The following is a 26,464-nucleotide window of genomic DNA, read 5'->3' as shown; positions in this document are numbered from 1 at the left end:
GCACGCCCAGATTCCCCATGGGGCTCTGGGAGGACGACACATGGACCTGACCGCATGGGGCACGCCCGCGGGGCTTCAGCGCAATGCCACGCTCAACCGGGAGTCGGCGGCGGCGCTGGGGGTGATGGGGGCGCTGACCGCGGGGGCCGCGCTCCTGGGTTCTCGAGCGACGTCCCCTGTGCCCTCGCGAGGCGGATTCGGGCGGTCTGCATCACGGCCTTGGGATGCCGTGTCCGGGGCCGCGGGGACGCTGTTGTCCGCGCTGCTCGCCGTGTCGGCGTGGCGCGTGTGGGGCTCGGCGGCGGGGCCGGCGCGCTCGCGTGCCTTGATGGGGTGGGGACTCCAGCTCGGTCTCTACGTCGGTGGGCGCTGGGGCGCAGGGCGTCCGCGTCGCGCGCGCACGGTCGTGGTGGAGCGCGCGCTCCTGCTGGGCAGCGCGGTGGCCTACACGGTCTTCGCCCGTCAGGTGGACCCCCGGGCCCCCCTGTTGATGGCGCCCGTCCTGGGCTGGGTGGGCTTCACCAGCGCCCTCGGCATGAACCGCGCGCGCCGCCTCGCCTGAGCGCGAGAGGAAATCGCGCGAAATTTCCGCCGGGAAGATTGGCCACACGCTTCGTTTCCCTGCCGGACCGCTTGTTCAGGGAGGGACTGAAGACATGCACGCGTCGGGGTTGTGGGTGCGGCTGCGCGGAGCGGGGCGGAGCGGTGGACTCGCCGCAAGAGCCTGAGGACGGGGACGCCATGGATACTTTTGCGCTGGAGTGGATGGGGCAGCTCCCCCCGGTTCGGAGTTCGCGGCGCTTGACTGCTCCCGAACCGACCAGCCAGCCTGTGCCCCGCGTGGAGAGCGAGCCCCCTTCATCGGAAGTGCAGGACCGCCGCTGGTTCGACGCCTTCATTCGCCAGCACGAGACCCTGCTGCGCACGCGGGGCATGCAGCTCGCCGGGAACACCTCGGACGTCAACGACATCCTCCAGGACACCTACGAGCGCGCCTGGCGTCACCGCGAGCAATTGAAGACGCAGAGTGACGCGCGCGCCTGGCTGCTGCGCGTCCAGCGCAACCTCTTCTTCGACAGGCACCGCCTCAAGCTGCGCGAGCGCCGGGCCGGGGTGTCCGCGGAGGACGTGCAGGAAGTGGTCGCCGCGCCGACTCCCGAGGACGAGCCCTTGTGGGCGAAGTTCGGCACCGCCGAGGTTCGCGAGGCGCTGGAGAAGATTCCTGAGGAGTTCCGCACGGTGTTCCGGATGAAGGAAATCGAAGGGCGCTCGTACATCGAGATTGCCGACCACCTGGGTCTCAACAAGAACACGGTGGGAACGCGCCTCGCCCGGGCGCGGACCAAGATGAAGGAACTGTTGGCTCCCCAGCCTCCGGAGACCGAGTAGCCATGAGCGACTCCGAGCGTGACCTCGACATGCTGGACATCCACGACCAGGTGCACCTGTTCGCCGATGACGAGCTGTCGCCGGAGGAGGCCGCGTCCTTCCGTGAGCACCTGGTCACTTGCGAGCGCTGCATGGATGAGCTGGACGTCATCCTGGAGCTCAAGTCCGCGGGCGAGGCGATCCGCGCCGAGGAGGAGGCCCGTCCGCTGCGCGTCGTTCCGCCGCCGCGCGACACGGAATCCCCCGCGCCGCCTCCCGCCCAGGTTCCCCGCGAGGCGAAGCCCACCCGCGCCTTCCGTCCGGCGTGGAGCGGGCGCCGTCGCTGGGTGGCGGCGGTCGCGCTGAGCGGTTCGCTGACGGCCGCGCTGACGCTGGCGTTGTTCCGCTCGCCCACGTCGGATGGCTCGGAGCAGGTGGTGGGGCCGGAGGCGCTGGCCCTGGCGCCCACGCGCTCGCTGGAGGCTCGGCTGAGCTGGTCCGGGGCGAGCGGGTATCGGCCCTATGGCGTGAAGCGCTCGGGTGACGAGCGTCCTCGCGAGCTGGTGCCGCTCCAGGCGCTGGCGAAGCTGGAGGCCGCGGGGGACCTGCACGGGTTGGGCACGGGGCACCTGCTGCGCGGCGAAGTGGAGCAGGCGCGGGAGGACCTGAAGCGCGCGCCGTCCTCGCCGGACGTGGACAGCGACCGGGCCGTGGTGGCGTTGCAGCGCGGAGACTTGGAGGACGCGCTCGTGCTGCTGGAGGGCGTGCTCGCGAAGGAGCCTCGGCACGCGGCGGCGATGTGGAACCGCAGCCTCGTGTTGCGCGAGCTGGGGCTGGACCTGCTCGCGGCCGAGGGCTTCGAGCAGGTGGCCGCGCTGAACGAGCCCGGCTGGAGCCAGGAGGCGCGCGAGCGCGCCGAGGCGGTGCGGCGCCAGACGAAGTCCCGGCAGGACCACTGGAACCTGGCGTGGACGGCGAACAAGACGCTGGTGGCGGATGGAACGCCGCTGCCCGCGACCCTGGTGCGCGAGGCGCCGGCGCTCGCGCGCAAGTACTTGTACCTGGCGGCCTGGACCGCGCCCACCGCCGAGCGCGTGCGGGCGCTGCTCCCCGAGGCGCGGGAGCTGGACGCGCACTACGGCGGAGACGTGCTGGCCCGCTACATCGAGCGGACGCAGAAGCGGGACTTCGCGCGCCGAGGTCCACTGGCGACGTCGTTCGCCCAGGTGCTGACGGGCGCGTTCGACATGACGGGCGCGGATGCGTTCGTGCGGGCGCTGCGGGCCTCGGGCGACTCCGACATCCTGCTCGGCGCGCTCGCGCTGCTGGGCCGGCTGCCCGCGGAGCTGGATGACTACGCTCGGGCGGCGGACGCGGTGGGCGACCCGTGGTTCCAGGTCAACGCGGAGCTGCAGCGCGCGCAGGCGAAGCTGACGGCCGGCGAGATGGCCAGCGCGGAGGCGATGCTGCTGAAGGCCCTGCCCGCCTGTGAGCTGCGCAAGCTGGACGCGCGCTGCGGCGAGCTGGAGTCGGTGCTCACGTACCTGTACACGTCGCAGCACCGGCTGGTGGAGGCCCGCGAGCACGCGCTGCGCGGCCTGGAGCGAGCGCGCGCCTCGAACGACCCCGAGCAGGAGACGCAGTTCCTCCAGCACCTGGGGCAGATCGCCCGCTTCCGCGACGCGTTCGCGCTCACGCGCGCCTACCTTCGCGAGTCCGCGCTGCGCCAGCCGGACGTCTGCGCCGCCCAGGTCTTCCTGCACGAGACGCTCGCGATGCTGGAGTCCTCCGAGCTGCGCTTCGACGCCGCGCGGACCGAGCTGGGCGCGGTGCCGGACTGCGGCGCGCCGCGCTCGGCCTTGAGTCCGCTGGTCCTCGCGGACCTGTCGCGCGTCGCGCCCCGGCCGGGAGACCTGGAGGCCGTGCGCGCGCTCGCGGCGTCCGCGCGCACGCAGCCGGGGCTCGGCAAGCGGCCCGGGCTCTTGTTGATGGTGGACCACGCCATCGCGCGCGCCGAGCTGGAGCACGACCGCGTCGCGGGGCGGCGGCAGTTGGAGGACCTCATCGCGGCGGCGGAGAAGCTGCCGCGCGAGGACACCGGTGCGCAGAAGGCGCGCGCCGCCAGCTACTCCCTGCTCATCCTGGAGGCCGGTCGCGCGGGAGACTTCGCGGGGGCGCTGGACTGGTTCGCCCGCGAGTCCGGCGGCGCGGCGCCCACGCGGTGTCTGCTGGGCGTGGAGATCGCCGAGGAGCGCATGCTGGTGGCCGCGCGCGGCGCGAAGGGCGAGGCCGTGGGCACGCTCACCACCCGCAGCGCGCCCGCGTTCGATGTGCCCTCGCTCGTGTCCGCGCCGGTGCTGGACGCGCTGCGGCCCTGCGAGCACGTGTCTGTCTTTGCCCGCTATCCCTTGCATGGGCGGGCGGGGCTGCTGCCTTCCGACTTCGCGTGGAGCTACCAGCGCGGGGACGCTCGGCCCCCGGTGGCGGCCTCGGGCGCGCCCCGGCGGCTGGTGGTCAGCGACGTGAACGCGCCCGCGGGGCTGGGCCTGCCGCGGCTGTCCGCGTGGCTGCCGGGCACCGAGCCCGCCGCGCCGCGCGTGGACCTGACGGGCGCCGCCGCGACGCCGGAGCGCGTCCTGGCGGAGATGCCGGGCGCGGATGAAATCGACATCCACGCGCACGGGCTGGTGAACCTGGGCATCTCGGATGCGTCGCTCATCGTGCTGTCCGCGCAGGCGGATGGCCGCTACGCGCTGACCGCGGGCGAGGTGCGCCGCCAGCACTTGTCGCGCGCGCCGGTGGTCATCCTGGCGTCGTGCCGGGCCGCCGAGACCGCGCCGTATCTGCATGAGCCGTGGAGCTTGCCGGTCGCGTTCCTGGAGGCGGGCGCGCGCGCGGTCATCGCGTCGCCGTCGGACATCCCGGACGCCGAGGCGGGTGCGTTCTTCGAAGCCGTGCGCCGCCGCGTGCGCGAGGGAGCGTCTCCCTCGGTCGCCGTGAAGCGCGAGCGGATGGAAGTTCTCGGGAGGAACCCGGGAAGTTGGGTGCAGACCGTCGTTGTCTTCGAGTAGTCACAACTCATCATCCAGTCAGAGGGGGAAGTGCCATGAAGCGAGCCTTCGTGCTCGGAGTGTGCTCGGCGTTCGCGTGGGTGGCCTGCGGCCTGGAGGCCGGAGAGGTCCCGCCGTCGGATGCGCCCGCGCAGGTGTCTCAGCAGTCCACCATCACCACGCTGCCGCCCATCATCTTCCTGCCGGCGACGGACGCCGGCGTGGACGCGGGGACCTCGGACGCGGGGACGAACTGCGTCGTCACCTCCGTGCCCACCCTGCCCACGCTGCCCACGGCGACGACCAAGGTCGCCAACTGGCCCGCGGGCACGCCGTTCATCCCCGTGACGGTGCGCAGCGCCTACGTCTCCGTGTACCGCCACCCCACGGACAAGTCCCAGTTCATCGCGTACGGCTTCGACGTGCAGAACCTGCAGGCGTTCTTCTACCTCACGGGCGTGCGGACGACGGAGCTGGCCACGTTCCTCTCCACCATCCGCACGGAGCTGTCCAACCTGCCCAACGCCCAGGGCAACGGCGGTGGCGGCACGGCGGTCTTCGTCCAGGCCGAGGTGCCGATTCCGCCCAAGCCGACTCCGGGCATCAATGACCCGGACCTGCTCCGCGCCAACTTCGTGTGGACGATGTCCGCGTCCACCCACAAGTTCATGTCCGAGGCGCAGGAGTACGGCCAGAAGAACGGGTGGTGAATCAATTGCGCAGCGTGGGAGGCCGGGCGGCGTGCAGGGCGAACATCGCCGCGACGTAGCGGGCCTGGCTCTCGGTGGTGCAGCGAACCTCCTGCACCCGTCCTCCCAACTTCACACGGACGATCCATCCTTCCTTGTCACGCGTCAGCGCGGGCGTGTCCGTCGTCATGGCTTGCATCCTCCCGCCTGACTCCGACAGCAGCCCGCGTGCCATGCCCGGGGGCGTGTGATTCCTGTCGCTCCCCTGGGTGGCGTGGCCACCGCCCAACACCTCGGGCTGAAGTTCTTTCGAAACGCCCCTGCGCTCGCTTCAGTGCGGCGGAGGGCCCGCCTGCGGAGTGTCCGGCGACGCGTGCGCGACGGGCAGCAGCGGCAGCGCCACGTAGAAGGTGGAGCCGTGACCCACCTCGCTCTCCACCCAGATGCGACCGCCATGTCGCTCGACGATGTCGCGGCTGATGTACAGCCCCAGCCCCAGGCCCCCATAGGAGCGCGCGGAGACATTGCGCGCGCGGAAGTAGCGGTCGAACAGGAGCGCCTGCTGGTCCGGCGGAATCCCGATGCCCGGGTCCGTCACCGACAACAGCGCCACGTCCCCGCGCACCGTCAGCGCCACGCGGATGGTGCCGCCGTCCGGGCTGTACTTCAGCGCGTTCTCCAACAGGTTCGTCACCACCTGCTCCAAGCGGTACGAGTCGCCATGGACCCGCACGGGCTCGCGCGGATGTTCGAAGGTGATGAGGTGGTCGTCGCGCTGGGCCTCCATCGCGCGCACGCCGTTCTCCACCAACGTGTCGAAGCGCGTGGGCTCCGGGTGCAGCGCCAGCCGCCCGGCCTCGATGCGTGAGGCGTCCAACAAGTCGTTGATGAGCCCCGTCAGCCGCAGCAGCTGTCGCCGCGCGCGGTGCAGCACGGACGCGTCCACGGCCTCGCCCCGCTCCAGCTTCCGCTCCAGGGTCTCCAGCCGGAGGCTCAGCGGGGTGAGCGGCGTCTTCAGCTCGTGGCTCGCGATGGACAGGAAGTCGTCGCGCACGCGGATGGCTTCCTGGGCCTCGCGGTAGAGCCGGTTGCGCTCCTCTTCCGCGCGGCGGCGCTCGCTGATGTCCTCCACCAGGATGCCCACGCCGAGCATGCGTCCATCCGGCGCGCGCACGGGGTAGAAGCTGCCCGCCAGGTAGCGGCGCGGCCCCGGCGCGCCCAGGTCCACGTCGGTGCGCACCTCGCGCTTCACCGCGGGCTCGCCCGTCGCCATCACCTGGCGAATCATCCGCTCGAGGGGCCCGCCCGCCGGACCGAGCACTTCATGGGGACGGCGCCCCAGATGCTTCTCGGCGGGCACGCCGTTGATGTGGGCCAGCACGTCGTTGAGGCGCGCGTAGCGCAGGTTCATGTCCACGAACCCCAGCCCGATGGGCGCGCTGTGGAAGAGCATGTCGAGCTGGGCCAGGTGGCGCTCGCGCTCCGCCTCGGTGTGGCGGTGCTCGCTGATGTCCTCCACCAGCCCCACGCCGCCCTCCACCGTCGTGCCGTCCTCCGCGTAGCACGGCGCGAAGCGCACCCGCACGGGCGTCACCTTGCCACTGGTGACCGCGACGTAGTCCCCCTCGAAGTCCGAGGCGTGGCCCCTCAGCGTCTCGCGCACCGCCTGCATCATCCGGTCGTCGCGCAGCGTGAGCAGGTTGAGCCCCACGAGGATCCGCTTCGAGGAGCCGAGGATGTCCACGAAGCGCGTGTTGCACGCGGTGACCACCGGCGTGCGGTCGAAGTGGAAGATGCCGAGCGGGGCGTTCTCCACCAGCAGCCGGTACAGCCGGTCCCTCGCCCGGTCGTCCAGGTGCCGCGCCAGGGCGGGCAGCCCTTTCTCCACCGGGTCGTCCAGCGTGTCGATGACCTCGTGCAGGCGACGGAAGGTGAGCGCGATGCGCGTGTGCTCTCCCGCGCCCGCCGTGCCCACGGTCAGCTCCACCAGCACCTCCACGCCGTCCTCGCGCCGCGCGAAGACCCGGATGGGCCTCCCTCCGAGCGCGGCGCGCCGCGACAGCAGGTAGCGCGTCAGGCTGTGCCCGGCGAACGTCCGCAGCCGGACAGGGAACAGCTCCGACACCGGCTGGCCCAACAGCCGCGCGCGGCTCCAACCGAGCAGGCGCTCCGTGGCCGTGTTCACATGGACGATGCGCTCGTCCGCGTCGCACACCACCAGCGGGTCCACGGCGGCGTCCATGACGACCTCCAACTCGCCTGCCGCTTGGGCCATGCCTTGGCTCTCCCCCCAGGGCGCTCCCCCGGCCACCCCGCCTGAGGCTTCGCGCACCCCTTCCTCGTACAGGTAGGCACTCGAAGTCCGGGCGGCGCTTCCGTGAAGCCTTGAACTCCCAGGGAGACGGGGCGGGGCGGACCTGGGATGGCGCGCGGGTGGCGAATAACCGCCGGGGTGAGGGGTTGGTCACGGAAGCGTCAGGATTTCCGGGCGCTGATGGCATCATCCGCGCGCGGCCGACCCTGAGGCCGCCCAGGAACCCTTCATGAACGACTCGTCTCAACGACTGCCGGGCGCCGCGCGTGCGACGCTCTCCGCCTGCGCCACGGCCCTGCTGGCTGCTTGCGCGACCTCGACCCCCGCGGAGAAGCCGGCTCCTCCCGTGACGGAGGCCGCCCCCGTGGTGGCCGCGCCCGCGCCGGCGCCCAAGCCCACGTACGGAACCTTCGGCTTCGACGTCGCCGGCATGGACGCCACCGTCGCGCCGGGTGACAGCTTCTACCGGTACGCCAGCGGCACGTGGATGCAGAAGGCGGAGATTCCGGCGGACCGCTCCAACTTCGGCATGTTCACGGCGCTGTCCGAGCAGGCCGCCGCGCGCACCCGGTCGTTGATTGAAGAGGCCGCGCGCGCCGAGGGGTCCGCGGACAGCGAGGCCCGCAAGATTGGCGACTACTTCGCCAGCTTCATGGATGAGGCGGCCATCGAGGCGAAGGGCGCCTCGCCCCTCAAGCCCGAGTTGGAGCGCATCGCGGCCATCGCGAACCGGCGCGCGCTGGCCACCGAGCTGGGCTCCACGCTGCGCGCGGACGTCGATGCGCTCAACACGGGCGACGTGACGACGGACCGCCTCTTTGGCCTGTGGGTGACCGAGGACCTGAACGCCCCCGAGCGGTACGCCCCGTACCTGATGCAGGGCGGCCTGGGGCTGCCGGACCGCGACTTCTATCTGGTGGACAGCCCCCGCTTCCGCGAGGTGCGCCAGTCCTATCAGGCCCACATCGCCGCGATGCTGAAGCTGGCGGGCTTCTCCGACGTGGAGGCGCGCGCGCGCCGCGTCTTCGAACTGGAGAAGAAGATCGCCGCCACGCACTGGCCCCAGGTGGACACGCAGGACGTCACCAAGACGAACAACCCGTGGGCCCAGGAGGCGTTCGCCAAGAAGGCGCCCGGGCTCGACTGGGCCGCGTACTTCTCGGCCGCGGGCCTGTCCGGGCAGAAGCAGATCATCGTGTGGCAGCCGAGCGCCATCACGGGCATGGCGAAGCTGGTGGGCGCCGAGCCGCTCCAGAGCTGGAAGGACTACCTGGCCTTCCGCGCCATCGCGCGCAACGCGGCGTTCCTCTCCAAGGCCTTCGTCGATGAGAACTTCGCCTTCAACGGCAAGGTGCTCTCCGGCGCGCAGCAGCTGCGCGAGCGTTGGAAGCGCGGCGTGACCGTGACGAACGGCGCGCTGGGCGAGGCGGTGGGCAAGCTCTACGTGGAGAAGTACTTCCCGGCGGAGGCCAAGGTCCAGGCGGACACGATGGTGCGCAACATCATCGCGGCCTTCGGCAAGCGCATCGACGCGCTCGCGTGGATGTCTCCGGAGACGAAGGCCCGCGCGAAGGAGAAGCTGGCCACGCTCCAGGTGGGCATTGGCCACCCGGCGCACTTCCGCGATTACTCGGCGCTGAAGGTGGACCGGAGCGATGCGTTCGGCAACGCCCAGCGCGCCTCGCTGTTCGAGTACCAGCGCAACCTGGCGAAGCTCAACGGCCCGGTGGACCGCTCCGAGTGGTTCATGGTGCCGCAGGACGTGAACGCGCTGAACTCGCCGCAGCAGAACTCCATCATCTTCCCCGCCGCCATCCTGCAGCCGCCGTTCTTCGACCCGAACGCGGACCCGGCCGTGAACTACGGCGGCATCGGCACGGTGATTGGCCATGAAATCGTCCACAGCTTCGACGACGTGGGCGCGAAGTTCGACGCGCGCGGCAAGCTGTCCAACTGGTGGACGGACAGCGACCTGCAGCGCTTCAAGGCGGCGGGACAGGCGCTCGCGGCGCAGTTCAGCGCCTACAAGCCGCTGCCGGACATGTCGGTCAACGGCGAGCTGACCCTGGGCGAGAACATCGCGGACGTGGCTGGCCTGGCCATCTCGCATGACGCCTACCGGCTGTCGCTGGGCGGCACGCCGGCCGTGGTGAAGGACGGCTACACCGGCGAGCAGCGCTTCTTCCTCGGCTTCGCCCAGGTGTGGCGCACCAAGTTCCGCGAGCCGCTGCTGCGTCAGTTGCTCATGACGGACGGACACGCGCCCGGCGAGTTCCGCGCGTCCACGGTGCGCAACGAGGATGGCTGGTACGAGGCGTTCGACGTGAAGCCGGGCCAGGGCCTCTACCTGACGCCGGAGCAGCGCGTTCGCGTCTGGTAGTCGCCGGTCGCGGACCTCGGGCGCGGGCTACTTCCTTCGGCCCCGCCCGGTGACGCGCCGGCTGGTGGACTTCCTCGCCGCGTGCTTCGCCGCCGCCCGTCCTCGCGGTGGCGAGGTGGGCGGCGGGGGCTCCGGCCTGCGGAGGGCGAGCGCCTCCAGCTTCTCGCGAAGCGCGCGGGACTCCTCCTTGAGCTTGTCCACCTCCTCGCGCAGCGCGGCCACCTCGCGCGCTTGAGGTTCGCCCTCGCGCAGCGTCCGCACGGCCTCGCGCGCGGCGCGGCGGGTGCGCGGGTCATCGAGCGGGGTGCCCTCCAGCGCGGGAATCAGGCGCCGGTCTCCCAGCGCCTTCGCCGCTTCGCAGACCGTCCACTGCATGCGGAACTGCGGATCCCTCAACAAGTCCGAGAGCAGGTCCACGGCCTCGCGCTCACGCCGGGCCACCTGGGCCAGCTTCGCCACGGCCATCACGGCCGTGCGCCGCAGGTGCGCGGGCTGGCCGTACGCCGTGCGCGCGACCACGGCGGGGAAGGCGGCCGGGTCCTGCGTCTCCGCGAGCCCGTCGACCGCGCCCGAGCCGATGACGTCCTGGAAGGACGGCCGCGCGGCCACCACCTCCAGCAGCGGCACCGCGTCCACGGCGCGCACGCGTCCCAGGCTGCGCGCGGCCTCGGCCTCCACGAAGTAGCTGGCGTCGCCCGCGTCCAGCAGCGCGCGCAGGCGGCCCGCCACCTCCGCGTCCCGGCGGAACTCTCCCAGCGCGGCCACCACGGCCCGGCGCACCTTGGGGTGCGTGATGGGGAGTCCCGCGAGCAGTCGCGCGCGAGACTCGGGGGAGCGGATGCGGCCCAGCGCCTTGGCGCACGCGGCGCGAGTGCCCCAGAACAGCGCGTCGTCCTCCAGCGCGCGGCCCAGCGCCTCCACCGCGCGGTGGCCGCCGTCCTTGCCCAGCGCGTGCGCGGCCTCGGTGCGCGCGCGGGCCTCGGGCGCGGCGCGCAGCTCCTCCAGCCAGAGGCCCACCGCCTTGTCCACGTCCACGGTGCCGAGCACCTCGCGGCGCGGATCCACGCGCACCTGCGTGGGCGCGGTGGGGCAGGGCAGGTGGAAGAAGTGCTCGGCGTCGGTGATGTCCAGGCGGTGGAGCGTGTCGCGGCCGTCCACGGTGATGCGCACGTCCAGCGGCAGGCGGAACACGGGCGTGCCCGAGTCGGTGCGCTGCGTCTGCCGGACCTTGAGGCGCAGGCGGGCCTCCTCCGCGTCGTAGCGGACCTCCACCTTCAGCTCGGGATGGCCGGGGGAGAAGACGTACTGGTCGAACACGCGGTCCAGGTTGTGGCCGGTGGCCTCCTCGAACGCGCGCGACAGGTCCACCGTCTCCACCACGCCGTGGCGGTGGCGGGCCACGTAGTGACGCAGGGCGCGGAGGAAGAGGTCATCGCCCACGCGGCGGCGCAGCTCGTGGAGCACGAGCGCGCCCTTCTCGTAGAGATGCCGGTCGAACAGGTCCATGGGCGCGTGGAACTTGCGCGCCACGATGGGCCGGGCGTAGCGCTCGCGCACCTCGGTGAGGTACGCGTTCAGGTCGGTGAGCCGATGGTGATCCGCCTCGTCGCGGCCGTCGGCGTGCTCCTTCCAGAGCACCTCCACGTAGGTGGCGAAGCCCTCGTTGAGCCAGCCATGGGGCCAGTCGCGGCAGGTGAGCAGGTTGCCGAACCACTGGTGCGCCAGCTCGTGGGCGATGAGCGGCTCGGCGCTGTAGTCCGCGTGGGCGCGCGCGTCGTGCAGCACCGTGTCCAGCAGCGTGGTGGCGGTGGTGTGCTCCATGCCGCCGAGGATGAACTCGGTGACGAACACCTGCGCGTAGCCGCTCCACGGGAAGGGCTCGCCGGTGAGCTGCTGATAGAGCGCCACCATCTGGGGCGTTCGGGCCACGCAGCGCAGCGCGTCCTCGCGGCGACCGGGCGGGTACAGGTAGCGCAGCGGCACGGTGCCGGCGGTGTCCGTCGCCTCCTCGAACTCGCCCACCACCAGCGTGACGAGGTAGGGCGAGTGCGGCTGCTCCATGCGGTAGTGCTGGGTGCGGCGGTCGCCCTCGGTGACGTCGCGCACGAGCACGCCGTTGGACAGCGACGTCATCCGCGCGGGGAAGGTGGCGATGACCTCCGTGGTGGCCTTCTGCGCGGGCGTGTCCAGGCAGGGGAACCAGCAGCGCGCGTCGATGTCCTGCCCTTGCGTCCAGGCCTGGAGCGGACGCTCGGGGTAGCCCGCGTCGGGGCCCCAGAAGTACAGCCCACGTCGAGGCCGGCAGCGGTACGCGAGCGTGATGTCGCGCGCCTGGCCCGGCTCCATCGGCTCGGGCAGCTCCACGCGCGCGTGCGCGCCGGAGTTGGAGAAGCGCGCGGGCTGGCCGTCCACGCGCGCCTCGGTGATGTCCATGTCCACGGCGTCGAACGTCACGGTGGAGACGCCGCGCACGGCGCTCACGCGGGTGGTGCAGCGGCCCGTCAGCGCGCGGGCCTCGAAGTCCAGCGCCAGCTCCAGGCGGATGTGCTCGGCGCGGACGGGGCGCTCGGCGGCGTAGTGCTCGGTGGCGCCGGGCAAGCTGAAGGGGTGTGGTTCGGAAGCGGCGATGGCGGGAGCGTGGCGATGGCAGCAGCGCATGGCGCTTGGGACTCTTTCTCAAGCCCGCGCCAGCGTCGAGCCGCTTGGGACGGACTGTCGCCCACTGGAGAGGCGACGCCACGGCTCGGCGCCGCGCGCGGGATGCTCCCGCTGGTGGGTGCATTCGGACTACCCTTGGGCGCCGTGCAGTCCGTCCTCTTCTTTTCCGACAAGCGGGTGCGCGAGAAGCTCTTCGCGCGGGTGGACGCGACGCGCGGGCTGCTGCTCGTGACGGGCGTGCGCCACGGCCCCACCCAGCGCTCGCCCGACCAGCGCGAGCCCTTCGCCGCGCTGGAGGACGTCTTCGGCGAGGTGCTGTCCCAGGTGCTGGTGGCGGACGAGGGCGGGGTGGACGGCATGTGGAGGGATCCGCTGGGCGACCTGGGAGAGCGGCTCTACCCGGACGACAAGAAGGCGGCCTACGCGGCCTCCACCGGGTACCTGCTGCTCCAGGACGGCCGCCCCCGCACGGTGGTGCGCAAGCACGGCCCGCCCGCCGAGGACCTCTGGTTCCTCCAGGAGGCCCTCAGTCGACTCTCCGCTCGCATTCCTCCACCCGACCCGGCCCGTCGTCCTGGCGCGCGCCGCCCCGAGGCCGCGCCCCGAGCCCCACCCCGCGCCTCACGCATGCCCGAGGAGGAGGACTTCGAGGACACCCCGCCGCCTCGCTCGCGCCCGCGCGCCGCGCCCCCAGCCCCCGAGCCCAAGGTCGACCCGTGGACGGTGCTGGGCATCGCAAGAGGCACGCCCGCGGACGAGGCCCGGCGCGCCTTCCGGGCGCTGATTGCGCAGTACCACCCGGACAAGGTGGCGCACCTGGCACCCGAGTTCCACGCGCTCGCCGAGCGGCGCACGCGGGAGATTCTCGATGCCTGGGCCGAGGTGGAGCGCGAGCTGGGCTGAGGCCCTCAGGCCGCGCCGTCACCAGGGCCTGCGCCGTCCGCTCGGGCCACGCCATCCAACGTGAAGCGCCCGACGAGCGGCACGTGGTCGGACAGGCCATGGAAGCGACCGGTGGTGTCGCCGAAGGGGCGCGTCTCGTCGGTGTCCAGCCAGCGCACGTCCTCGCTGGAGAACAGGTGGTCCAGGTGCATGCGCAGGCGCATGAAGCCCGCGGTGGGGAAGCCTCGGGACACGCTCGGGTCTATCTGCCCCACGCGGCTCTGCGCGCACACGAGGCGCGCGTCCTGGGTGAGGTAGCGGAAGACGGGCGAGGCCGGCGGTGAGTTGAAGTCGCCGCACACGATGAACGGCTCGGACTGGGAATGCGCCCGCACGAACTCGGTCAGCTTGCGCGCCTCGTGCAGTTGATTGACGCCGCCGCCCATCTTGTCGCGCGTGGCCCAGAACTCCCGGGCGAAGGGCGTGGGCAGGCTCAGGTGCGTGTTGAAGACGTGGAAGGGGCGCGCGTCCTCGCGGCGCAAGAGGCGCATGTGCGCGCAGATGCGGCTCTGCTTGCGGTCCTTCAGTCCCCGGACGTGGTGATGGGTGATGTGCGCGGGCTCGGCCACGTTGTGGGTGTCCACCTGGAGCGTGCGCGTGTTGACGAGCACGGCCAACCCCGTGGTGTAGATGGACACGTCCCCGAGCTTGTAGTGGTGGGCGCGGAAGTAGAACGCCTCGTAGGGCATCTCGCGCCGCTGGGCACCGAACGTCTCCTCCATGCGCCGCATGAAGACCTGGAGCTGCGTCTCGCCGCGCTTCAGGGGCCGGTCAGCGATGTTGCTGCGCAGCGAGGAGGTCTCCACTTCCTGGAGGCAGACGACGTCCGGCAAGGGCTCCAGCGCCGCGAGCGCCGCGGACACCCGCCGCTTCGGCCCCACCGTGCTCGCCAGTCCACGGAGCATGTGGCCGAAGTAACGGACGTTGTACGTGACGATGCGCAGCGGGGACTCGCTCATGGGCGGGCGGGCTGCCGGCGCTGGACCGGCAGGCCGTTGGGGAGAAGTTAATCACCCCCTGCCTCCGCCGTCAGGCCGGTCGCTTCACGCGGACCACGCGGTCCAGCAGGTGCTCCAGGGCCTTGTCGGGCGTCTCACACAAGCCGGCATGCACGGGCCCGGTCTGGATGATGGTGCTGCGCGGGGCCACCAGCCAGTGCCAGCGCTCCTTCTGCGGCAGCTGGCCAATGGGGCCCGCGTTCCGACCTCCGGCGGACACGCGCAGGAAGCTCTCCAGGTGTCCTCGGATGGCCTCCACGTCCGCGTCCGGGGCCAGCACCCGCAGGCGCTCCTCGTCCAGCTCCGTGCGCGCCCCCAGGTAGCGGTGGTTGACGCAGAAGAGGACGACGCCCGCGTTGATGAACTCCTCTCGCTCCACGCGAGGCACCACGCGGATGATGGCGTAGTCAAACGAGCTGGGTGTGGGCACGCGCCGCCTCCTCGAGAAACACGGGTGCCGCGTCCAGCCGCTTCATGAACCACGTGACATACGCCGCGCGGTGCGCGTCCCGGCTGTCGAAGCAGGGCTCGGTGCCCAGCCAGGCCTCGGGAATGGCGGCCACGGCGGCCTCCACCACGTCGCGCGTGAGTCGCTCGCGCAGCACGGCGCCCACTTCCGGCAGCGCGCGCGCCCAGGGCAGCAGCACGTGGTCGCGGATGGGCACGAAGCGGCTCTGGCTGCGCTCCTCCCAGCCCTCCCACGCGTGGTGGAAGTACAGCGAGGCGCCGTGGTCGATGAGCCACAGGTCCCGGTGCCACGTCAGGAGGTTGGGGTTCTTCGGCGTGCGGTCCACATTGGTGACGTACGCATCGAAGGCGACGATGGTGGACGCGAGCGCGGCGTCTGGCGCGCGGTCCGCCACCGGGTCGAACGTCAGCGAGCCCGGCAGATAGTCCAGGGCCAGGTTGAGCCCCGCGCTGGCCTTGAGCAGTTCGCGAATCTCGCCGTCCGGCTCGTTGCGCCCCAGGGCCGGGTCCAGCTCCAGGAAGACCAGCTCCGGGATGCGCAGCCCCAGCGCGCGCGCCAGCTCGCCCGACAGCAGCTCGGCGATGAGGGCCTTGGCCCCCTGGCCGGCGCCCCGGAACTTCACGACGTACAGGCCCGCGTCGTCCGCTTCCACGATGGCGGGCAGCGAGCCCCCCTCGCGCAGCGGCGTCACGTAGCGGGTGGCGGTGACCGTCCTCAGCATCACGTCCTCGGTTCTCCTCCGGTGACCCCGGAGCGGGGCGACCTCTACCACGCGCCTTTTCTCCGGAGAACGTCCAGAACCGAACGGTCCAATCCCAAAATCGATTGCGCGCAATTGAATTGCGCGCTACGTACTGGCCATGTCGACGGATGACTCGCTCCGGCTGGACCGCCAGCTCTGCTTCCCGCTCTATGCGGCGGCGCGCGCGATGGTGCAGGCCTACGCGCCGCTCTTGGAGAAGCTGGGGCTGACCTATCCGCAGTACCTGGTGATGTTGGTGCTGTGGGAGGAGGACGGCGTGTCGGTGAAGGCGCTGGGGGAGCGGCTGTTCCTGGACTCGGGGACGCTGACGCCGCTGCTCAAGCGGCTGGAGACCCAGGGGCTGGTGCGGCGCGAGCGGTCCACCGAGGACGCGCGCTCGGTGCGCGTGTCGCTGACGACGTCGGGGCGCGCGCTGAAGCGCAAGGCCGCGTCCGTGCCCGAGGCGATGTCCTGCCGCCTGGGAATGTCTTTGGAAGAAGTCACCCGGCTGCGCCGGGACATGCGTCGCTTGTTCGAAGTGCTCTCGAAGTAACCCCATTCACGACGAGGAGAAACACCATGGCTCCCACCCCCATCACCCCGCTGTACACCGCCACCGCCACCACGCACGGGGGCCGCGACGGCCACGTCCGCTCGTCCGACGGCGTCCTCGACCTGCCGCTCGCCATGCCCAAGGAACTGGGTGGCAAGGGCGGCGCGGTGACCAATCCCGAGCAGCTCTTCGCGGCGGGCTACTCGGCGTGCTTCGAGAGCGCGCTGCGGCTGGTGGCGGGCAAGGCCGGCAAGCGCCTGGGCGCGGACGCGGGCATCACGGCCTCGGCCACCCTGGGCAAGACGCCGGACGGCGGCTTCGGGCTCGCGGTGGAGCTCAAGGGCATCCTGCCGGGCATCCCCCTGGAGGAGGCCACCCAGCTCATGCACGCCGCGCACGCGGTGTGCCCGTACTCGCGCGCCACGGCGGGCAACATCGAAGTGAAGCTCTCCGTCGCGCAGTAGCTCGCGCGTCGCGGAACGCCGGCCCTTCCTCCGCGGTGCGCGGGGGAGGGGCCGGGCCTTTTTCAGCCCAGGCGCTTCACCTCGGTGAGCATCTGTCGGGAGATGCGCATCATCGCGCCGAAGCGCAGTTCGGAGTCCATGCGCAGCTGCCGGGCCGTGTCGCTGCCCAGGTAGTTCTCCATGGCCTCGAGCCCCGTCAGCTCATAGTGGCAGACATAGCGCGTCCACCCATCGCGGGTGGGCTCCGCGTCTCGCCACTTGCGGCAGGAGACGAAGCCGGGCTCGCGCAGCACCTGTTGCGCGTGCACCTCCTCCTGCCACTGATTCCAGGCGGTCTCCACGCCTGGGGCCACTTCCGCGATGATGGTGTAGAGCGCGGGCCTCATGCGGACTCGGGTGTCAGGCGAGGAGAGGAATTGCGCATGGGACCGACCTCGGGGAGGGAGGGATGGCGCTGCGGGCTGGGTTTTGAATTGATACACCGAGCCGCCAATCCTTTCCCAGCACCTCTGGAGGTCGTTGAGCCATGGCCCCTGCGCTGACCATCCGCCGCGTCGTCCTCTACAAGCATGGTGTGGGCTACTTCGAACGTCGGGGGCGGGTGAGCGGCAGCGAGCCGTTGCTGCTCGACTTCAAGGCCCGCGACATGAACGACGTCCTCAAGTCGCTGACGGTGTTGGACCTGTCGGGGGGCGCGGTGTCGGCGGTGAGCTATGACTCGACGAAGCCGCTCGAGCAGCTCCTGGCGGAGGCCACCATCCGCATCCCCGAGGACGGCAGCCTCACGGCGCTCCTGGGGCAGGTGAAGGGCGCGCGCGTGCGAGCGCGCGTGGGCGGCGGAAAGGTGGAGGGCGCCATCGTCGGGTTGGACACGCTGGCGGTGGCCGCGGGAGAGGCGAGCCTCGCGCGGCCCTTCCTCACGCTGCTGGTGGGCGCGAGCCTGCGCACGTTCGACGTGCTGGAGATGTCCGAGCTGGAGTTCCTCGACGAGGCGGTGCGCAAGGACCTCGAGTTCTACCTGGCCACGGTGCTGTCCTCGTACAAGAAGGACACCAAGCGGATGTCCATCCTCACGTCGGGGCAGGGCGAGCGCGAGCTGTTCGTCAGCTACGTGCTCGAGTCCCCGGTGTGGAAGACGAGCTACCGCATCCTGTTGGAAGAAGGCCAGGCGCCGCTCCTCCAGGGTTGGGCGTTGGTGGACAACACGGGGGACGAGGACTGGGTGGACGTCCGGCTGTCGCTCATCGCGGGCCTGCCCGTGTCCTTCGTGCATGACCTCTACAACCCGCGCTACCTCCAGCGGCCGGTGGTGGAGGTGAAGACGGAGGCCGCCGCCGCGCCCGTGATTCCGCAGGAGGCCCTGATGGAGTCCGCGTCCATGCTGGACATGGAGGGCGGGACGGCGGGGTTCATGAGCGCGCCCGCCGCGGCGGCTCCCATGCCCAAGCGCGCGCGGGTGAGGGCCGAGGAGCCGCTGGAGGCGACCCGCTCGATGCGCGACGCACGGCTGGGCACGGCCAAGGTGACCACGCTCACCCAGGAGGTCGGGGACCTGTTCGAGTACCGCGTGGACCAGCCGGTGACGGTGCACCGCAACCAGAGCGCGCTGGTGCCCATCCTCCAGCGGCCGTTCGAGGGGCGGCGCGTGCTGCTCTACAACCGCTCCACGCGCGAGAAGAACCCCATGGCGTGCATCGAGTTCACCAACACCACGGGCCTGACGCTGGAGGGCGGCCCGGTGACGGTGACGGAGGCGGAGACGTACGTGGGCGAGGCCATGCTCGACACGATGAAGCCCTCGGACCGCCGCTTCGTGCCGTACGCGGTGGAGCTGGGGTGCGTGGTGTCGGTGGAGGACCGCTCGGAGGACGGGCCGGTGTTCCGCGCCGTGGTGAACCGGGGCACGTTGATGGTGGAGTTCTTCCACCTGCGGCACACGCGCTACCTGGTGCGCAACAAGTCGCCGCGCGCGCAGGTGTTGTTCGTGGAGCACCCGCGCACGGGCTGGGACCTCAAGGACATGCCCGAGCCCGCGGAGACCACGGACGACTTCTGGCGCTTCCGCCGCGAGCTGTCCCCGGGCAGCACCCAGGAGCTCACCGTCGCCGAGCGCACGCGCGGGCACCGGCAGTACCACGTGGGCGAGGTGGGCCTGGACGAGGTGACCTTCTTCCTGGACTCGCGCTTCATCGACCAGCGCGTGGCGCAGGCGCTGCGCGACGTGGTGGCGCTGCGCGGGCAGCGCGCGGAGCTGACGCGCACGCAGGAGCAGCTCACCGAGGAGCGCAACCACCTGTTCCGCGACCAGGAGCGCATCCGCTCCAACCTGGAGTCGCTGCGCAGCGGGGCCTCCCAACGCGAGCTGACGGACCGCTTCGTGGCGAAGCTCACCGAGCAGGAGGACCGGCTGGAGGCCATTGGCCAGGAGCTGACGCGCGTGGAGAAGGAACGGCAGCGCATCCAGGAGGACATCCACCGCCGCATCCAATCCCTCAGCTACGAGTCCTCCCTCTCGTGACGGTGCTGCGCGTCCTTCAGTGCGCGCCGCGAGTTCCCGACGTGAGGCGCACCACCAAGGCCGCCACCGCCGAGGTGGTCGCCAGCGCCGTCACCGCCAGCCAGCCCCCATGGGCCAGCACGAGGCTGCCACCCGCCGCGCCCACCGCCATGCCGATGAACATGCCGACGAACAGCACCGCGTTGAGCCGGCTGCGCGCCGCGGGGTCGATGCCGAAGACCTGGCTCTGATGCGCCACCAGCGTGACTTGCACGCCCAGGTCGAACCCCACCGCGCTCACGCCCATGAGCCACAGGCGTGACTGCGGCGCCAGCCAGGGCAGGGCGAACATCAGGGCGAACGAGACGGCGGTGAGGCTCGCGCCCAGGCGGGTGACGACCTCGGAGCCGAAGCGATCCGCCACGCGGCCCGCCACCGGCGCGCCCAAGGCACCTGCGGCGCCCGCCAATCCAAAGGCGCCCGCCACCGCGCTGCCCAGGTGGAAGGGCGCGCCATGCAGCATCACCGCGAGCGTGGACCAGAACGCGCTGAACCCGACCGAGAGCAGCCCCTGGGCCACCGCCGCGCGCCGCAAGGTTCCGTGCTTGCGCCACAGCTCGGTCAGCGAGCCGAGCAGGGCGGTATACGAGAGCGTGCTGGTGGGACGGAAGCGGGGCAGCCCGCGCCAGGCCGCCACGCCCACCAGGGCCACGCTGCCCGAGGCCATCAGGTACATGGCGCGCCAGCCGAAGTGCTCGGACACCACGCCGCTGACGACCCGGGACAACAGGATGCCGAGCAGCAGGCCGGTCATCACCGTGCCGACCACGGCCCCCCGCTCCCGCGCGGGCGCCAGCGTCGCGGCGGCCGGCACGATGTCCTGCGCCACCGTCGCCATCAGGCCGATGACGAAGCTCACCGCCAGGAGCAGGCCGATGCCGGGCGCGAGCCCGCCAATCAGCAGCGCCACGCTCAGCAAGCCGACCTTCGCGAGGATGATGCGGCGCCGGTCGAACCGGTCGCCCAGCGGCGCGAGCAACAGGATGCCCAGCGCGTAGCCCAGCAGGGTGAGCGTGGGCAGCAGCCCCACCGCGGTCTCCGAGGCGCCCAGGGTGGCGCCCATCACCCCCAGCATCGGCTGGCTGTAGTAGAGCGACGCCACGGAGATGCCCGCGCTCGCGGCCAGCAGGAGCCGCAAGCCGCGCGACATCCCCACCTCACTGCCAGGGCTCGCGGGCGCCAGCCGGAAGGGACTCTCCGCGGAGCGGGGGCCCGTCCTGAGCGCGGCGCCGGTTCCCACGGCTTCATGTACGGGACGAATGAGCGACATGGTCTTCACCTCGGAACTGCGGGATGAGGTGACAGTGCGCCCGAGCGCGTCCCGCCTGTAGTGGCACGCAGGGAACAGCGGTTATACGTTCCACGCATAGACCCGAGTGAAGCGCGCCCCCATGCCCCCACGCTCCAAGTCCTCCCGTCCGCGCGCGGCTGCTCCGCGCCCCGCTGTCTCCACCGCCTCCAGCGTCGACCGGCTCGAGCTGATGCAGACGTTCCTGCGCATCGTGGAGGCGGGGAGCCTGTCCTCCGCCGCCGCGCAGCTGGGCACCACGCAGCCGACCGTGAGCCGGCGACTCCAGGCGCTGGAGCGCTCGCTGGGCCTCCGGCTGCTGCAGCGCTCCACCCACGCGATGAAGCTCACCGAGGACGGCACGCGTTGCTATGAGCGCGCGAAGGAGCTGGTGGCGAACTGGGAGCGACTCGAGGCCGACCTGCGCGGCGCGAGCGACGAGCCCGAGGGAACGCTGCGCGTCGTGGTCCCGCATGCGTTCGGCCAGGAGCTTCTGGTGGAGCCCCTGACGGAGTACCTGAACCGCCATGCGCGGGTCTCGGTCGAGTGGCTGCTGCATGACCGCGCGGTGGACTTCATCGCGGATGGCATCGACTGCGCCATCCAGGTGGGCGAGGTCCACGACCCCAGCGTGGTCGCGGTCCGCGTGGCCGAGGTGCCACGCATCATCACCGCCGCGCCGTCGCTGCTGGCGGGCCGCCCCATGCCCACCCATCCGGACGAGCTGGCGCGCCTGCCCTGGCTGGCGCTGCGGACGTTCTACCGAAACGAGCTGTCGCTCACCCACGTGGACACCGGAGAGGTCCAGCGCATCACCTTCCAGCCACGGCTGAGCACGGACAGCCTCTACGCCATCCGCAGCGCCGCGATGAAGGGGCTCGGTGCCTGCCTGGGCTCGGCCTGGGTGTTCCAGCCAGAAGTCGAGCGAGGGCGCCTGCGACAGCTGGCCCCTCAGTGGAGGGCCGCGCCCCTGCCCATCTCCATCGTCTACCCGTCCGCGCGCTTCCACCCCGCGCGGCTGCGCACGTTCGTGGCGCTGATGCGGCAGACCATTCCCTCCGCGCTCGCCGGGGCCGCGCAGGTGGCTCGGCCCCGGCGTTCCTGAGCGCGTCGAGCGGGTGGGCTACGGCGTGCGGCCGCCGTACACCTCGCGGCCCGCGACGACCGTCAGGCGCACCTGGCCGGTGAGCAGCGCCGCGGGGGGCGCGTCCACGGGGTCCACGGAGAGCGCCACGAAGTCCGCGTCCATGCCCGGCTGCAGCCGACCGCGCCGCGCCTCCGCGAACGAGGCCCAGGCCGCGCCGGTGGTGAAGCCCTCCAGGGCCTCCTCGCCGCTCAGGCGCTGGTCGGGCATCCAGCCCGCGGGCGGCTGACCCTGCGCGTCCTGCCGCGTGCGCGCCGCGTACAGTCCGGCGAGCACGTCCGGGCGCTCCACCGGGAAGTCGCTGCCGAACGCGAGCACCGCGCCGGCGTTCTTCAGCTTGCGCCACGCGTAGGCGCCCTGCAGCCGCTCGACACCCAGCCGCGTCTGGGCCCAGGGCATGTCGCTGGTGGCGTGGACGGGCTGCATGCTGGCGACGAAGCCGCCCTTGCCCAGTCGCTCGATGTCCTCGGGCCGGAGAATCTGGGCGTGCTCCACGCGGTGCCGGCCGTCCTTCTGGCCCTGCGCCGCCACCTCGCGCGTGAGCGTGTCCAGCACGAGCGTGTTGGCGCGGTCTCCGATGGCGTGCGTGGCCACCTGGAAGCCGCGCGCCATGAAGTCATGCACGCGCTTGGCGTACTCATCGGGCGGCAAGAGCAACAGGCCGCGGTGTCCGGGCTCGTCGCTGTAGGCCTCGTGCAGCGCGGCGCCGCGGCTGCCGAGCGCGCCGTCCGTGAAGAGCTTCACCGCGCGCAGGGTGAGCAGCGTGCCCTGGAAGGGGCCCTCGCGCAGGTACGTCTCGCGGTCCGCGCCCTGGCCGTCCGCCATGGCGTAGACGCGCAGGGGCAGCCGGCCCTCCTGGTCCCACTGCTGGAGCAACCGGAAGGTGCGCAGGCTCATGCCCGCGTCGTGCACGCCGGTGAGGCCCACGCGCGCGCAGTACTCGAACGCGGCCGTGAGCCACGTGGCGTACTGCGCCGGGGTGCCGGGCGGCATCACCGTCTCCACCAGGCTCATGGCGTTGTCCACCAGGACGCCGGTGGGCTCGCCGTCCGGCCCGCGCAGGATGCGCCCGCCCGAGGGGTCCACGGTGTTCTTGTCGATGCGCGCGCGGCGCAGCGCCTCGCCGTTGACCCACAGCGCGTGCCCGTCGATGCGGCTGAGCACCACGGGCGTGGTGGGGTAGGTGACGTCCAGCTCGGCCCGCGTGGGGAAGGCCTTGTCGGGCCAGTCGTTCTGGTCCCACCCCTGGCCCATCAGCCAGTCGCCCTGGCGCGCCGTGGCGGGCGCCTTCACCACGCGCTGCAGCGCCTCCGCCTTCGATGCCGCGCCCACCAACTGCACGCCCGCGAGGTAGCGGCCCAGCCCCTCCAGGTGGCCGTGCGAGTCCGTGAGGCCGGGGACCACCGTGGCGTCGCCCAGGTCCGTCACGCGCGCGTCCGGGCCAGCCGCGGCGAGGACCTCCTCGCGGCTGCCCACCGCCAGCACCTTGCCGTTGCGCACCGCGAGCGCCTGGGCGAGGGGCTTCGCGGGGTCCAACGTGCGCACCTGTTTGGCCAGATACACCGTGGTGGTGCGCGTGGCGCTATCTCGCGAGGGCGCCTCGGGCGTGTGCCGGGCACAGCCCGTCATGCCCGCCAGGAGCAGCACCGCACCGAAGGCCCAACCCAGACTTCTCCGCATCGTCGCGCACCTTCCCTGGGCCCCGTCCCATGGGGCCATGCGCCGGGCACTTTCGCGCACCTGGGCCGCGAGGGCCATGCCGGGTTCACGGCAGCACCCTCTCGCGGACAGGCAAGGGGAAGCGCTCCAGCTCGCGCGCGCCGATGAGCTGCACGATGTCCTTGTGGAAGAAGAGGTCCAGCGCCCAGTCCAGCGCCACGCGCACCTTCTTCTCCAGGCGCGGCAGCTTCCACCAGTACACGCCGCGCCACAGGAACCACGCGACGAAGCCCGAGAACTTCAGACCGAAGATGCGCGCCACGCCCGAGCGGCGCCCGATGGCCGCGAGCTGCCCCATCATCCGGTAGCGGAACACGCGCGGCGGCTGGCCTCGGTGGGCCGCCTCCACGTTGCGCGCGACGGCGACGCCCTGGCGCAGCGCGTGTTGCGCGGTGGGGGGCGTGGGCTGGCCGCCCCGCGTCACGTCGGGCACGGAGGCGCAGTCGCCCACCGCCCACACGTTGGGATGGCCGGGGACTTCCAAGCGCTCGGTGACGCGGAGGCGGCCCTGGTGCTTCTCGCACGGCAGGCGCTCCAGGAGCGGCGACGGCGTGACACCCGCCACCCACACCACCGTCCGCGTGGCCAGCCGCGAGCCGTCCGACAGCGTCACGCTCTGCCCATCCATGTCCACCACGCGCGTGTGGATGAGCACCTCCACCCCGTTGCGCGAGAGCTTGTTCCGCGCATACGCGCCCAGCCCCGCGCCCAGCTCGGGCAGCACCTCCGCGCCGGCATGCACCAGGACCACGCGGACGTCGGCGGGTTGGATGCGCGGGTAGTACGGCAGCGCGCCGCGGATGAAGTCGTTCACGGCCCCCGCGGTCTCCACGCCCGCGAAGCCCCCGCCCACCACGACGAAGGTGACCCCACGGTCGCGGGCGTCTCGCGTGATGCAGGCCGTGTCCGCCTCCTCCAGCCGGTCGATGAGGTGGTTGCGCAACAGCACCGCGTCACCCAGCGTCTTCATGGTGAGCGCGTGGCGCCTGGCTCCCTCCTGCCCGAGGAAGTTCGTCTCCGAGCCCAGCGCCAGCACCAGGTCGTCGTAGGCGAGCACGTGGTCATGCCCGTCCTGCTCGCCGTGGGACACCCGGACCTCGCGCGCGTCCAGGTCGATGCGCGTGGCGTCTCCCTCGACGAACGCCACGTGCGGCAGCACCTTGCGCAGCGCCACGACGATGGCGGCCGGGTCCACGTCGCTGGCGGCCACCTCGTGCAGCATGGGGGTGAAGAGGAAGAAGTTGTCGTGGCTGACGAGCATCACCTCCACGTCGTCCCGCCGCGCCAGCCGCTTCTCCAGACGAAGCGCGGCGTACATTCCCGCGAAGCCTCCGCCCAGGATGAGCACGCGTCGGCGCCTCGTCCGAGACGGTGTCCAGGCGCTCCCGTTCCGCGTGATTCCCGGCTCGCTCATGGTCGCAATCTCGGGTGGCCGGGACGCACTGTCAGCGCGACCAGGAGCCCAGCGGTGGGCTGCTCGTCCGGGGGCTGAGGGGATGGACCGGCGCCTGGGAGAGCCAATGCTTGCTCGCTAGGGGAGCAGACTTGGCGGGCACCCGGGTGCTGAGGGATGTTCCGGAGCCGTGCTCCCACGGACCGGGAGCCAGGAGGATGAACCCCATGAAGTCATCGTCTCGCGTCGCCGCCCTCTGGGTGGCTTCCGCGCTCGCGTTCGCCCTGTCGGGCTGCGCGGCCCACCGTCAGCAGGCTTTCCTGGAGGACAAGGCAGGCACGCATGTCTACCGCAAGCCCATCGCGGAAATCTGGCCGCAGGCGCTCGCGATCCTCAAGGAGCGGGGCTACTCGTTCCGGACGGGCAAGGAGGGCTACGAGGCGGTCACCCACGAGCTGCAGTTGAGCGCGGCCTCGTCGCTGGGCACCACCTACGGCGCCTACCTGATTCGCGGCAAGGAGCATGGCCCGGGCCAGTGCTCGGTGGAGTTCTGGAAGCGCGAGCGCTCGGAAACGCGCGCCGCGGCGGACACCCAGGGCCGAGGCCCGGACATGTCGGAGTCCCCCGGTGGCGTGAGCAACTCGCAGGGCAAGCGCGACCTGGAGATTGAGTGGGAGCTGCTCCAGAAGGTGGACCCTGACGCCGCCACGTCCCTCAAGGCCGAGGCCGTGAAGGTTCAGTAGTCCCGCGGTCGCGCCGCCGCGCGTGCGAGGGTGGGCCGTGCACCCTCAGTCCCGCAGCGGCAGCTCGACGGTGAGGCCGTCGTAGGCCACTTCCAGCGGTCCCTTGAACTCCTCGCGTGCCTGCGTGAGCAGGCGCGTGGGGTCGGTGTCGTGGCGGCTGGAGAGGTGCGTGAGGATGAGGCGCCGGGCGCCCGCCTCCTGCGCCACCCGCCCCGCCTCGCGAGCGGTGGAGTGCCGCGTCTCGTGCGCGCGCTCCTGCTCGTCGTCGGAGAAGGTGGACTCGTGGATCAACAGGTCCGCGTCGCGCGAGGCCTTCACCAGGGCAGGGCAGGGCCGCGTGTCGCCGGACAGCACCAGCTTGCGCCCCGGCCGTGACGTCCCCAGCACGTCCTCCGGCTTCACCGTGCGCCCATCCGGCAGCGTCACCGCCTCGCCGCGCTGGAGCTTGCCGAAGCTGGGGCCCTCCGGGACGCCCAGCGCGCGCGCCTTCTCCAGGTGGAAGCGACCCGGTCGCTCCTCCTCGGCCAGCACGTAGCCCAGGGCGTTGATGCGGTGGTCCACCGCCACGGCCTGCACGCTGTAGCCGCCGCGCTGCACCTTGTCCCCGTCCTTCAACTCCTGAATCTCCACCGGGAAGGCGAGCGACTCGAGGCCCAGGTGCACCGCCTGGTGCAACAGGCGCCGCGCGGGCTGCGGCCCGTAGAGGTACATGGGCTCGGTGCGCCCCATCATCCCCAGCGTGCGCAGGAACCCGATGATTCCCAGGTAGTGGTCGGCGTGGAAGTGCGTGAAGAACGCCGCGTTGACGGTGAAGCCCGTGCCAAAGCGGACCATCTGCCGCTGGGTCCCCTCGCCACAGTCGAACAGCAGGAGGTCCCCGTCCGCCTTCACCGCCAGCCCGGACAGGTTGCGGTGCAGCGTGGGTTGAGCGGCCGAGGTGCCGAGGAAGGTGAGCCTGAGGAGGGACATGCCGGCGCTTCCCAAGAGAAAAGG

22 protein-coding genes are annotated in these 26,464 nt (G+C 71.7%); 11 read left to right on the top strand and 11 right to left on the bottom strand.

Translation table 11 applies throughout. The features are described 5' to 3' along the window. The first annotated feature begins 40 nt into the window (after positions 1–40). The 4 genes from JGU66_05410 to JGU66_05395 all read left to right on the top strand — a co-directional run bounded on the left by JGU66_05410 (position 41) and on the right by JGU66_05395 (position 5,128). Positions 41–562 (top strand): tryptophan-rich sensory protein, encoded by a 522-nt coding sequence (locus JGU66_05410; GenBank protein MBJ6760190.1) that lies wholly within the window; start codon positions 41–43, stop codon positions 560–562. A gap of 239 nt (positions 563–801) precedes the next feature. Then, the gene (locus JGU66_05405) at positions 802–1,389 is read left to right on the top strand and encodes an RNA polymerase sigma factor (protein MBJ6760189.1); all 588 of its coding nucleotides are present in this window, start codon (positions 802–804) and stop codon (positions 1,387–1,389) included. A gap of 2 nt (positions 1,390–1,391) precedes the next feature. Beyond that, positions 1,392–4,439 (top strand): CHAT domain-containing protein, encoded by a 3,048-nt coding sequence (locus JGU66_05400; GenBank protein MBJ6760188.1) that lies wholly within the window; start codon positions 1,392–1,394, stop codon positions 4,437–4,439. Positions 4,440–4,474: 35 nt separating this feature from the next. Then, complete coding sequence (locus tag JGU66_05395; protein MBJ6760187.1) at positions 4,475–5,128, top strand: hypothetical protein; 654 nt, start codon at positions 4,475–4,477, stop codon at positions 5,126–5,128. 1 nt (position 5,129) lies between these two features. Here the strand turns inward: JGU66_05395 and JGU66_05390 are convergent, their stop codons facing one another. Together JGU66_05390 and JGU66_05385 are read right to left on the bottom strand one after the other, a co-directional pair. Next, positions 5,130–5,297: a hypothetical protein gene (locus JGU66_05390; GenBank protein ID MBJ6760186.1), complete on the bottom strand. Its 168-nt coding sequence runs from the start codon at positions 5,295–5,297 to the stop codon at positions 5,130–5,132. Between the two features lie 141 nt (positions 5,298–5,438). Then, positions 5,439–7,382, bottom strand: a complete 1,944-nt coding sequence (locus tag JGU66_05385; protein ID MBJ6760185.1) for a PAS domain-containing protein — start codon at positions 7,380–7,382, stop codon at positions 5,439–5,441. A 268-nt stretch (positions 7,383–7,650) separates the two neighbouring features. On the opposite strand from JGU66_05385, the gene JGU66_05380 reads away from it, so the two are divergent. After that, on the top strand, positions 7,651–9,801 hold the full coding sequence (locus JGU66_05380) for a M13 family metallopeptidase (GenBank protein ID MBJ6760184.1): 2,151 nt from the start codon (positions 7,651–7,653) through the stop codon (positions 9,799–9,801). Between the two features lie 27 nt (positions 9,802–9,828). On the opposite strand, the gene JGU66_05375 is transcribed toward JGU66_05380, so the two are convergent. Then, complete coding sequence (locus JGU66_05375) at positions 9,829–12,459, bottom strand: HEAT repeat domain-containing protein (GenBank protein MBJ6760183.1); 2,631 nt, start codon at positions 12,457–12,459, stop codon at positions 9,829–9,831. Between the two features lie 144 nt (positions 12,460–12,603). Here JGU66_05375 and JGU66_05370 point away from each other — a divergent pair, with 144 nt between their 5' ends. Further along, on the top strand, positions 12,604–13,362 hold the full coding sequence (locus JGU66_05370; protein ID MBJ6760182.1) for a J domain-containing protein: 759 nt from the start codon (positions 12,604–12,606) through the stop codon (positions 13,360–13,362). A 5-nt stretch (positions 13,363–13,367) separates the two neighbouring features. On the opposite strand, the gene JGU66_05365 is transcribed toward JGU66_05370, so the two are convergent. The 3 genes from JGU66_05365 to JGU66_05355 all read right to left on the bottom strand — a co-directional run bounded on the left by JGU66_05365 (position 13,368) and on the right by JGU66_05355 (position 15,589). Further along, the gene (locus JGU66_05365; protein MBJ6760181.1) at positions 13,368–14,360 is read right to left on the bottom strand and encodes an endonuclease/exonuclease/phosphatase family protein; all 993 of its coding nucleotides are present in this window, start codon (positions 14,358–14,360) and stop codon (positions 13,368–13,370) included. Between the two features lie 70 nt (positions 14,361–14,430). Then, entirely contained in the window at positions 14,431–14,829 is a 399-nt protein-coding gene (locus JGU66_05360) for a DUF3037 domain-containing protein (protein MBJ6760180.1), read from the bottom strand. Continuing rightward, positions 14,807–15,589, bottom strand: a complete 783-nt coding sequence (locus JGU66_05355) for an aminotransferase class I and II (protein MBJ6760179.1) — start codon at positions 15,587–15,589, stop codon at positions 14,807–14,809. The genes JGU66_05360 and JGU66_05355 overlap by 23 nt, the downstream gene beginning before the upstream one ends. 139 nt (positions 15,590–15,728) lie before the next feature. On the opposite strand from JGU66_05355, the gene JGU66_05350 reads away from it, so the two are divergent. Together JGU66_05350 and JGU66_05345 are read left to right on the top strand one after the other, a co-directional pair. Then, positions 15,729–16,163, top strand: a complete 435-nt coding sequence (locus JGU66_05350) for a MarR family transcriptional regulator (protein MBJ6760178.1) — start codon at positions 15,729–15,731, stop codon at positions 16,161–16,163. A 26-nt stretch (positions 16,164–16,189) separates the two neighbouring features. Continuing rightward, positions 16,190–16,627, top strand: coding sequence for an organic hydroperoxide resistance protein (locus JGU66_05345; protein ID MBJ6760177.1), 438 nt, complete (start codon positions 16,190–16,192; stop codon positions 16,625–16,627). Positions 16,628–16,689: 62 nt separating this feature from the next. Here the strand turns inward: JGU66_05345 and JGU66_05340 are convergent, their stop codons facing one another. Continuing rightward, positions 16,690–17,013 (bottom strand): DUF4286 family protein, encoded by a 324-nt coding sequence (locus JGU66_05340; GenBank protein ID MBJ6760176.1) that lies wholly within the window; start codon positions 17,011–17,013, stop codon positions 16,690–16,692. 140 nt (positions 17,014–17,153) lie between these two features. Here JGU66_05340 and JGU66_05335 point away from each other — a divergent pair, with 140 nt between their 5' ends. After that, positions 17,154–19,145 (top strand): hypothetical protein, encoded by a 1,992-nt coding sequence (locus JGU66_05335; protein ID MBJ6760175.1) that lies wholly within the window; start codon positions 17,154–17,156, stop codon positions 19,143–19,145. A 16-nt stretch (positions 19,146–19,161) separates the two neighbouring features. Here JGU66_05335 and JGU66_05330 read toward each other — a convergent pair whose 3' ends face one another. Continuing rightward, complete coding sequence (locus tag JGU66_05330; protein ID MBJ6760174.1) at positions 19,162–20,454, bottom strand: MFS transporter; 1,293 nt, start codon at positions 20,452–20,454, stop codon at positions 19,162–19,164. Positions 20,455–20,665: 211 nt separating this feature from the next. Between JGU66_05330 and JGU66_05325 the strand changes: the two genes are divergently transcribed. Then, a complete protein-coding gene (locus tag JGU66_05325; protein MBJ6760173.1) occupies positions 20,666–21,577 on the top strand; it encodes a LysR family transcriptional regulator in 912 nt (303 codons plus the stop codon). Between the two features lie 18 nt (positions 21,578–21,595). Here JGU66_05325 and JGU66_05320 read toward each other — a convergent pair whose 3' ends face one another. Then, on the bottom strand, positions 21,596–23,296 hold the full coding sequence (locus JGU66_05320) for an amidohydrolase (protein ID MBJ6760172.1): 1,701 nt from the start codon (positions 23,294–23,296) through the stop codon (positions 21,596–21,598). Positions 23,297–23,381: 85 nt separating this feature from the next. Further along, the gene (locus JGU66_05315) at positions 23,382–24,683 is read right to left on the bottom strand and encodes an NAD(P)/FAD-dependent oxidoreductase (GenBank protein ID MBJ6760171.1); all 1,302 of its coding nucleotides are present in this window, start codon (positions 24,681–24,683) and stop codon (positions 23,382–23,384) included. Positions 24,684–24,946: 263 nt separating this feature from the next. Here JGU66_05315 and JGU66_05310 point away from each other — a divergent pair, with 263 nt between their 5' ends. Continuing rightward, a complete protein-coding gene (locus tag JGU66_05310; protein ID MBJ6760170.1) occupies positions 24,947–25,471 on the top strand; it encodes a hypothetical protein in 525 nt (174 codons plus the stop codon). A 45-nt stretch (positions 25,472–25,516) separates the two neighbouring features. Here JGU66_05310 and rnz read toward each other — a convergent pair whose 3' ends face one another. After that, entirely contained in the window at positions 25,517–26,440 is a 924-nt protein-coding gene (gene rnz, locus JGU66_05305) for a ribonuclease Z (GenBank protein ID MBJ6760169.1), read from the bottom strand. Positions 26,441–26,464: the final 24 nt, after the last annotated feature.

This window comes from Myxococcaceae bacterium JPH2 (assembly GCA_016458225.1).
Classification (GTDB): Bacteria; Myxococcota; Myxococcia; order Myxococcales; family Myxococcaceae; genus Citreicoccus.
Note: the sequence above shows the minus strand (reverse complement) of the source record. Positions and strands in the feature narration are given on the sequence as shown.

Coding starts and splice junctions, on each gene's coding strand:
- JGU66_05410 (MBJ6760190.1), top strand. CDS start 41: ATGGACCTGACCGCATGGGGCACGCCCGCGGGGCTTCAGCGCAATGCC.
- JGU66_05400 (MBJ6760188.1), top strand. CDS start 1,392: ATGAGCGACTCCGAGCGTGACCTCGACATGCTGGACATCCACGACCAG.
- JGU66_05395 (MBJ6760187.1), top strand. CDS start 4,475: ATGAAGCGAGCCTTCGTGCTCGGAGTGTGCTCGGCGTTCGCGTGGGTG.
- JGU66_05390 (MBJ6760186.1), bottom strand. CDS start 5,297: ATGACGACGGACACGCCCGCGCTGACGCGTGACAAGGAAGGATGGATC.
- JGU66_05385 (MBJ6760185.1), bottom strand. CDS start 7,382: ATGGCCCAAGCGGCAGGCGAGTTGGAGGTCGTCATGGACGCCGCCGTG.
- JGU66_05380 (MBJ6760184.1), top strand. CDS start 7,651: ATGAACGACTCGTCTCAACGACTGCCGGGCGCCGCGCGTGCGACGCTC.
- JGU66_05375 (MBJ6760183.1), bottom strand. CDS start 12,459: ATGCGCTGCTGCCATCGCCACGCTCCCGCCATCGCCGCTTCCGAACCA.
- JGU66_05365 (MBJ6760181.1), bottom strand. CDS start 14,360: ATGAGCGAGTCCCCGCTGCGCATCGTCACGTACAACGTCCGTTACTTC.
- JGU66_05355 (MBJ6760179.1), bottom strand. CDS start 15,589: ATGCTGAGGACGGTCACCGCCACCCGCTACGTGACGCCGCTGCGCGAG.
- JGU66_05350 (MBJ6760178.1), top strand. CDS start 15,729: ATGTCGACGGATGACTCGCTCCGGCTGGACCGCCAGCTCTGCTTCCCG.
- JGU66_05345 (MBJ6760177.1), top strand. CDS start 16,190: ATGGCTCCCACCCCCATCACCCCGCTGTACACCGCCACCGCCACCACG.
- JGU66_05340 (MBJ6760176.1), bottom strand. CDS start 17,013: ATGAGGCCCGCGCTCTACACCATCATCGCGGAAGTGGCCCCAGGCGTG.
- JGU66_05335 (MBJ6760175.1), top strand. CDS start 17,154: ATGGCCCCTGCGCTGACCATCCGCCGCGTCGTCCTCTACAAGCATGGT.
- JGU66_05330 (MBJ6760174.1), bottom strand. CDS start 20,454: ATGTCGCTCATTCGTCCCGTACATGAAGCCGTGGGAACCGGCGCCGCG.
- JGU66_05325 (MBJ6760173.1), top strand. CDS start 20,666: ATGCAGACGTTCCTGCGCATCGTGGAGGCGGGGAGCCTGTCCTCCGCC.
- JGU66_05320 (MBJ6760172.1), bottom strand. CDS start 23,296: ATGCGGAGAAGTCTGGGTTGGGCCTTCGGTGCGGTGCTGCTCCTGGCG.
- JGU66_05310 (MBJ6760170.1), top strand. CDS start 24,947: ATGAACCCCATGAAGTCATCGTCTCGCGTCGCCGCCCTCTGGGTGGCT.
- rnz (MBJ6760169.1), bottom strand. CDS start 26,440: ATGTCCCTCCTCAGGCTCACCTTCCTCGGCACCTCGGCCGCTCAACCC.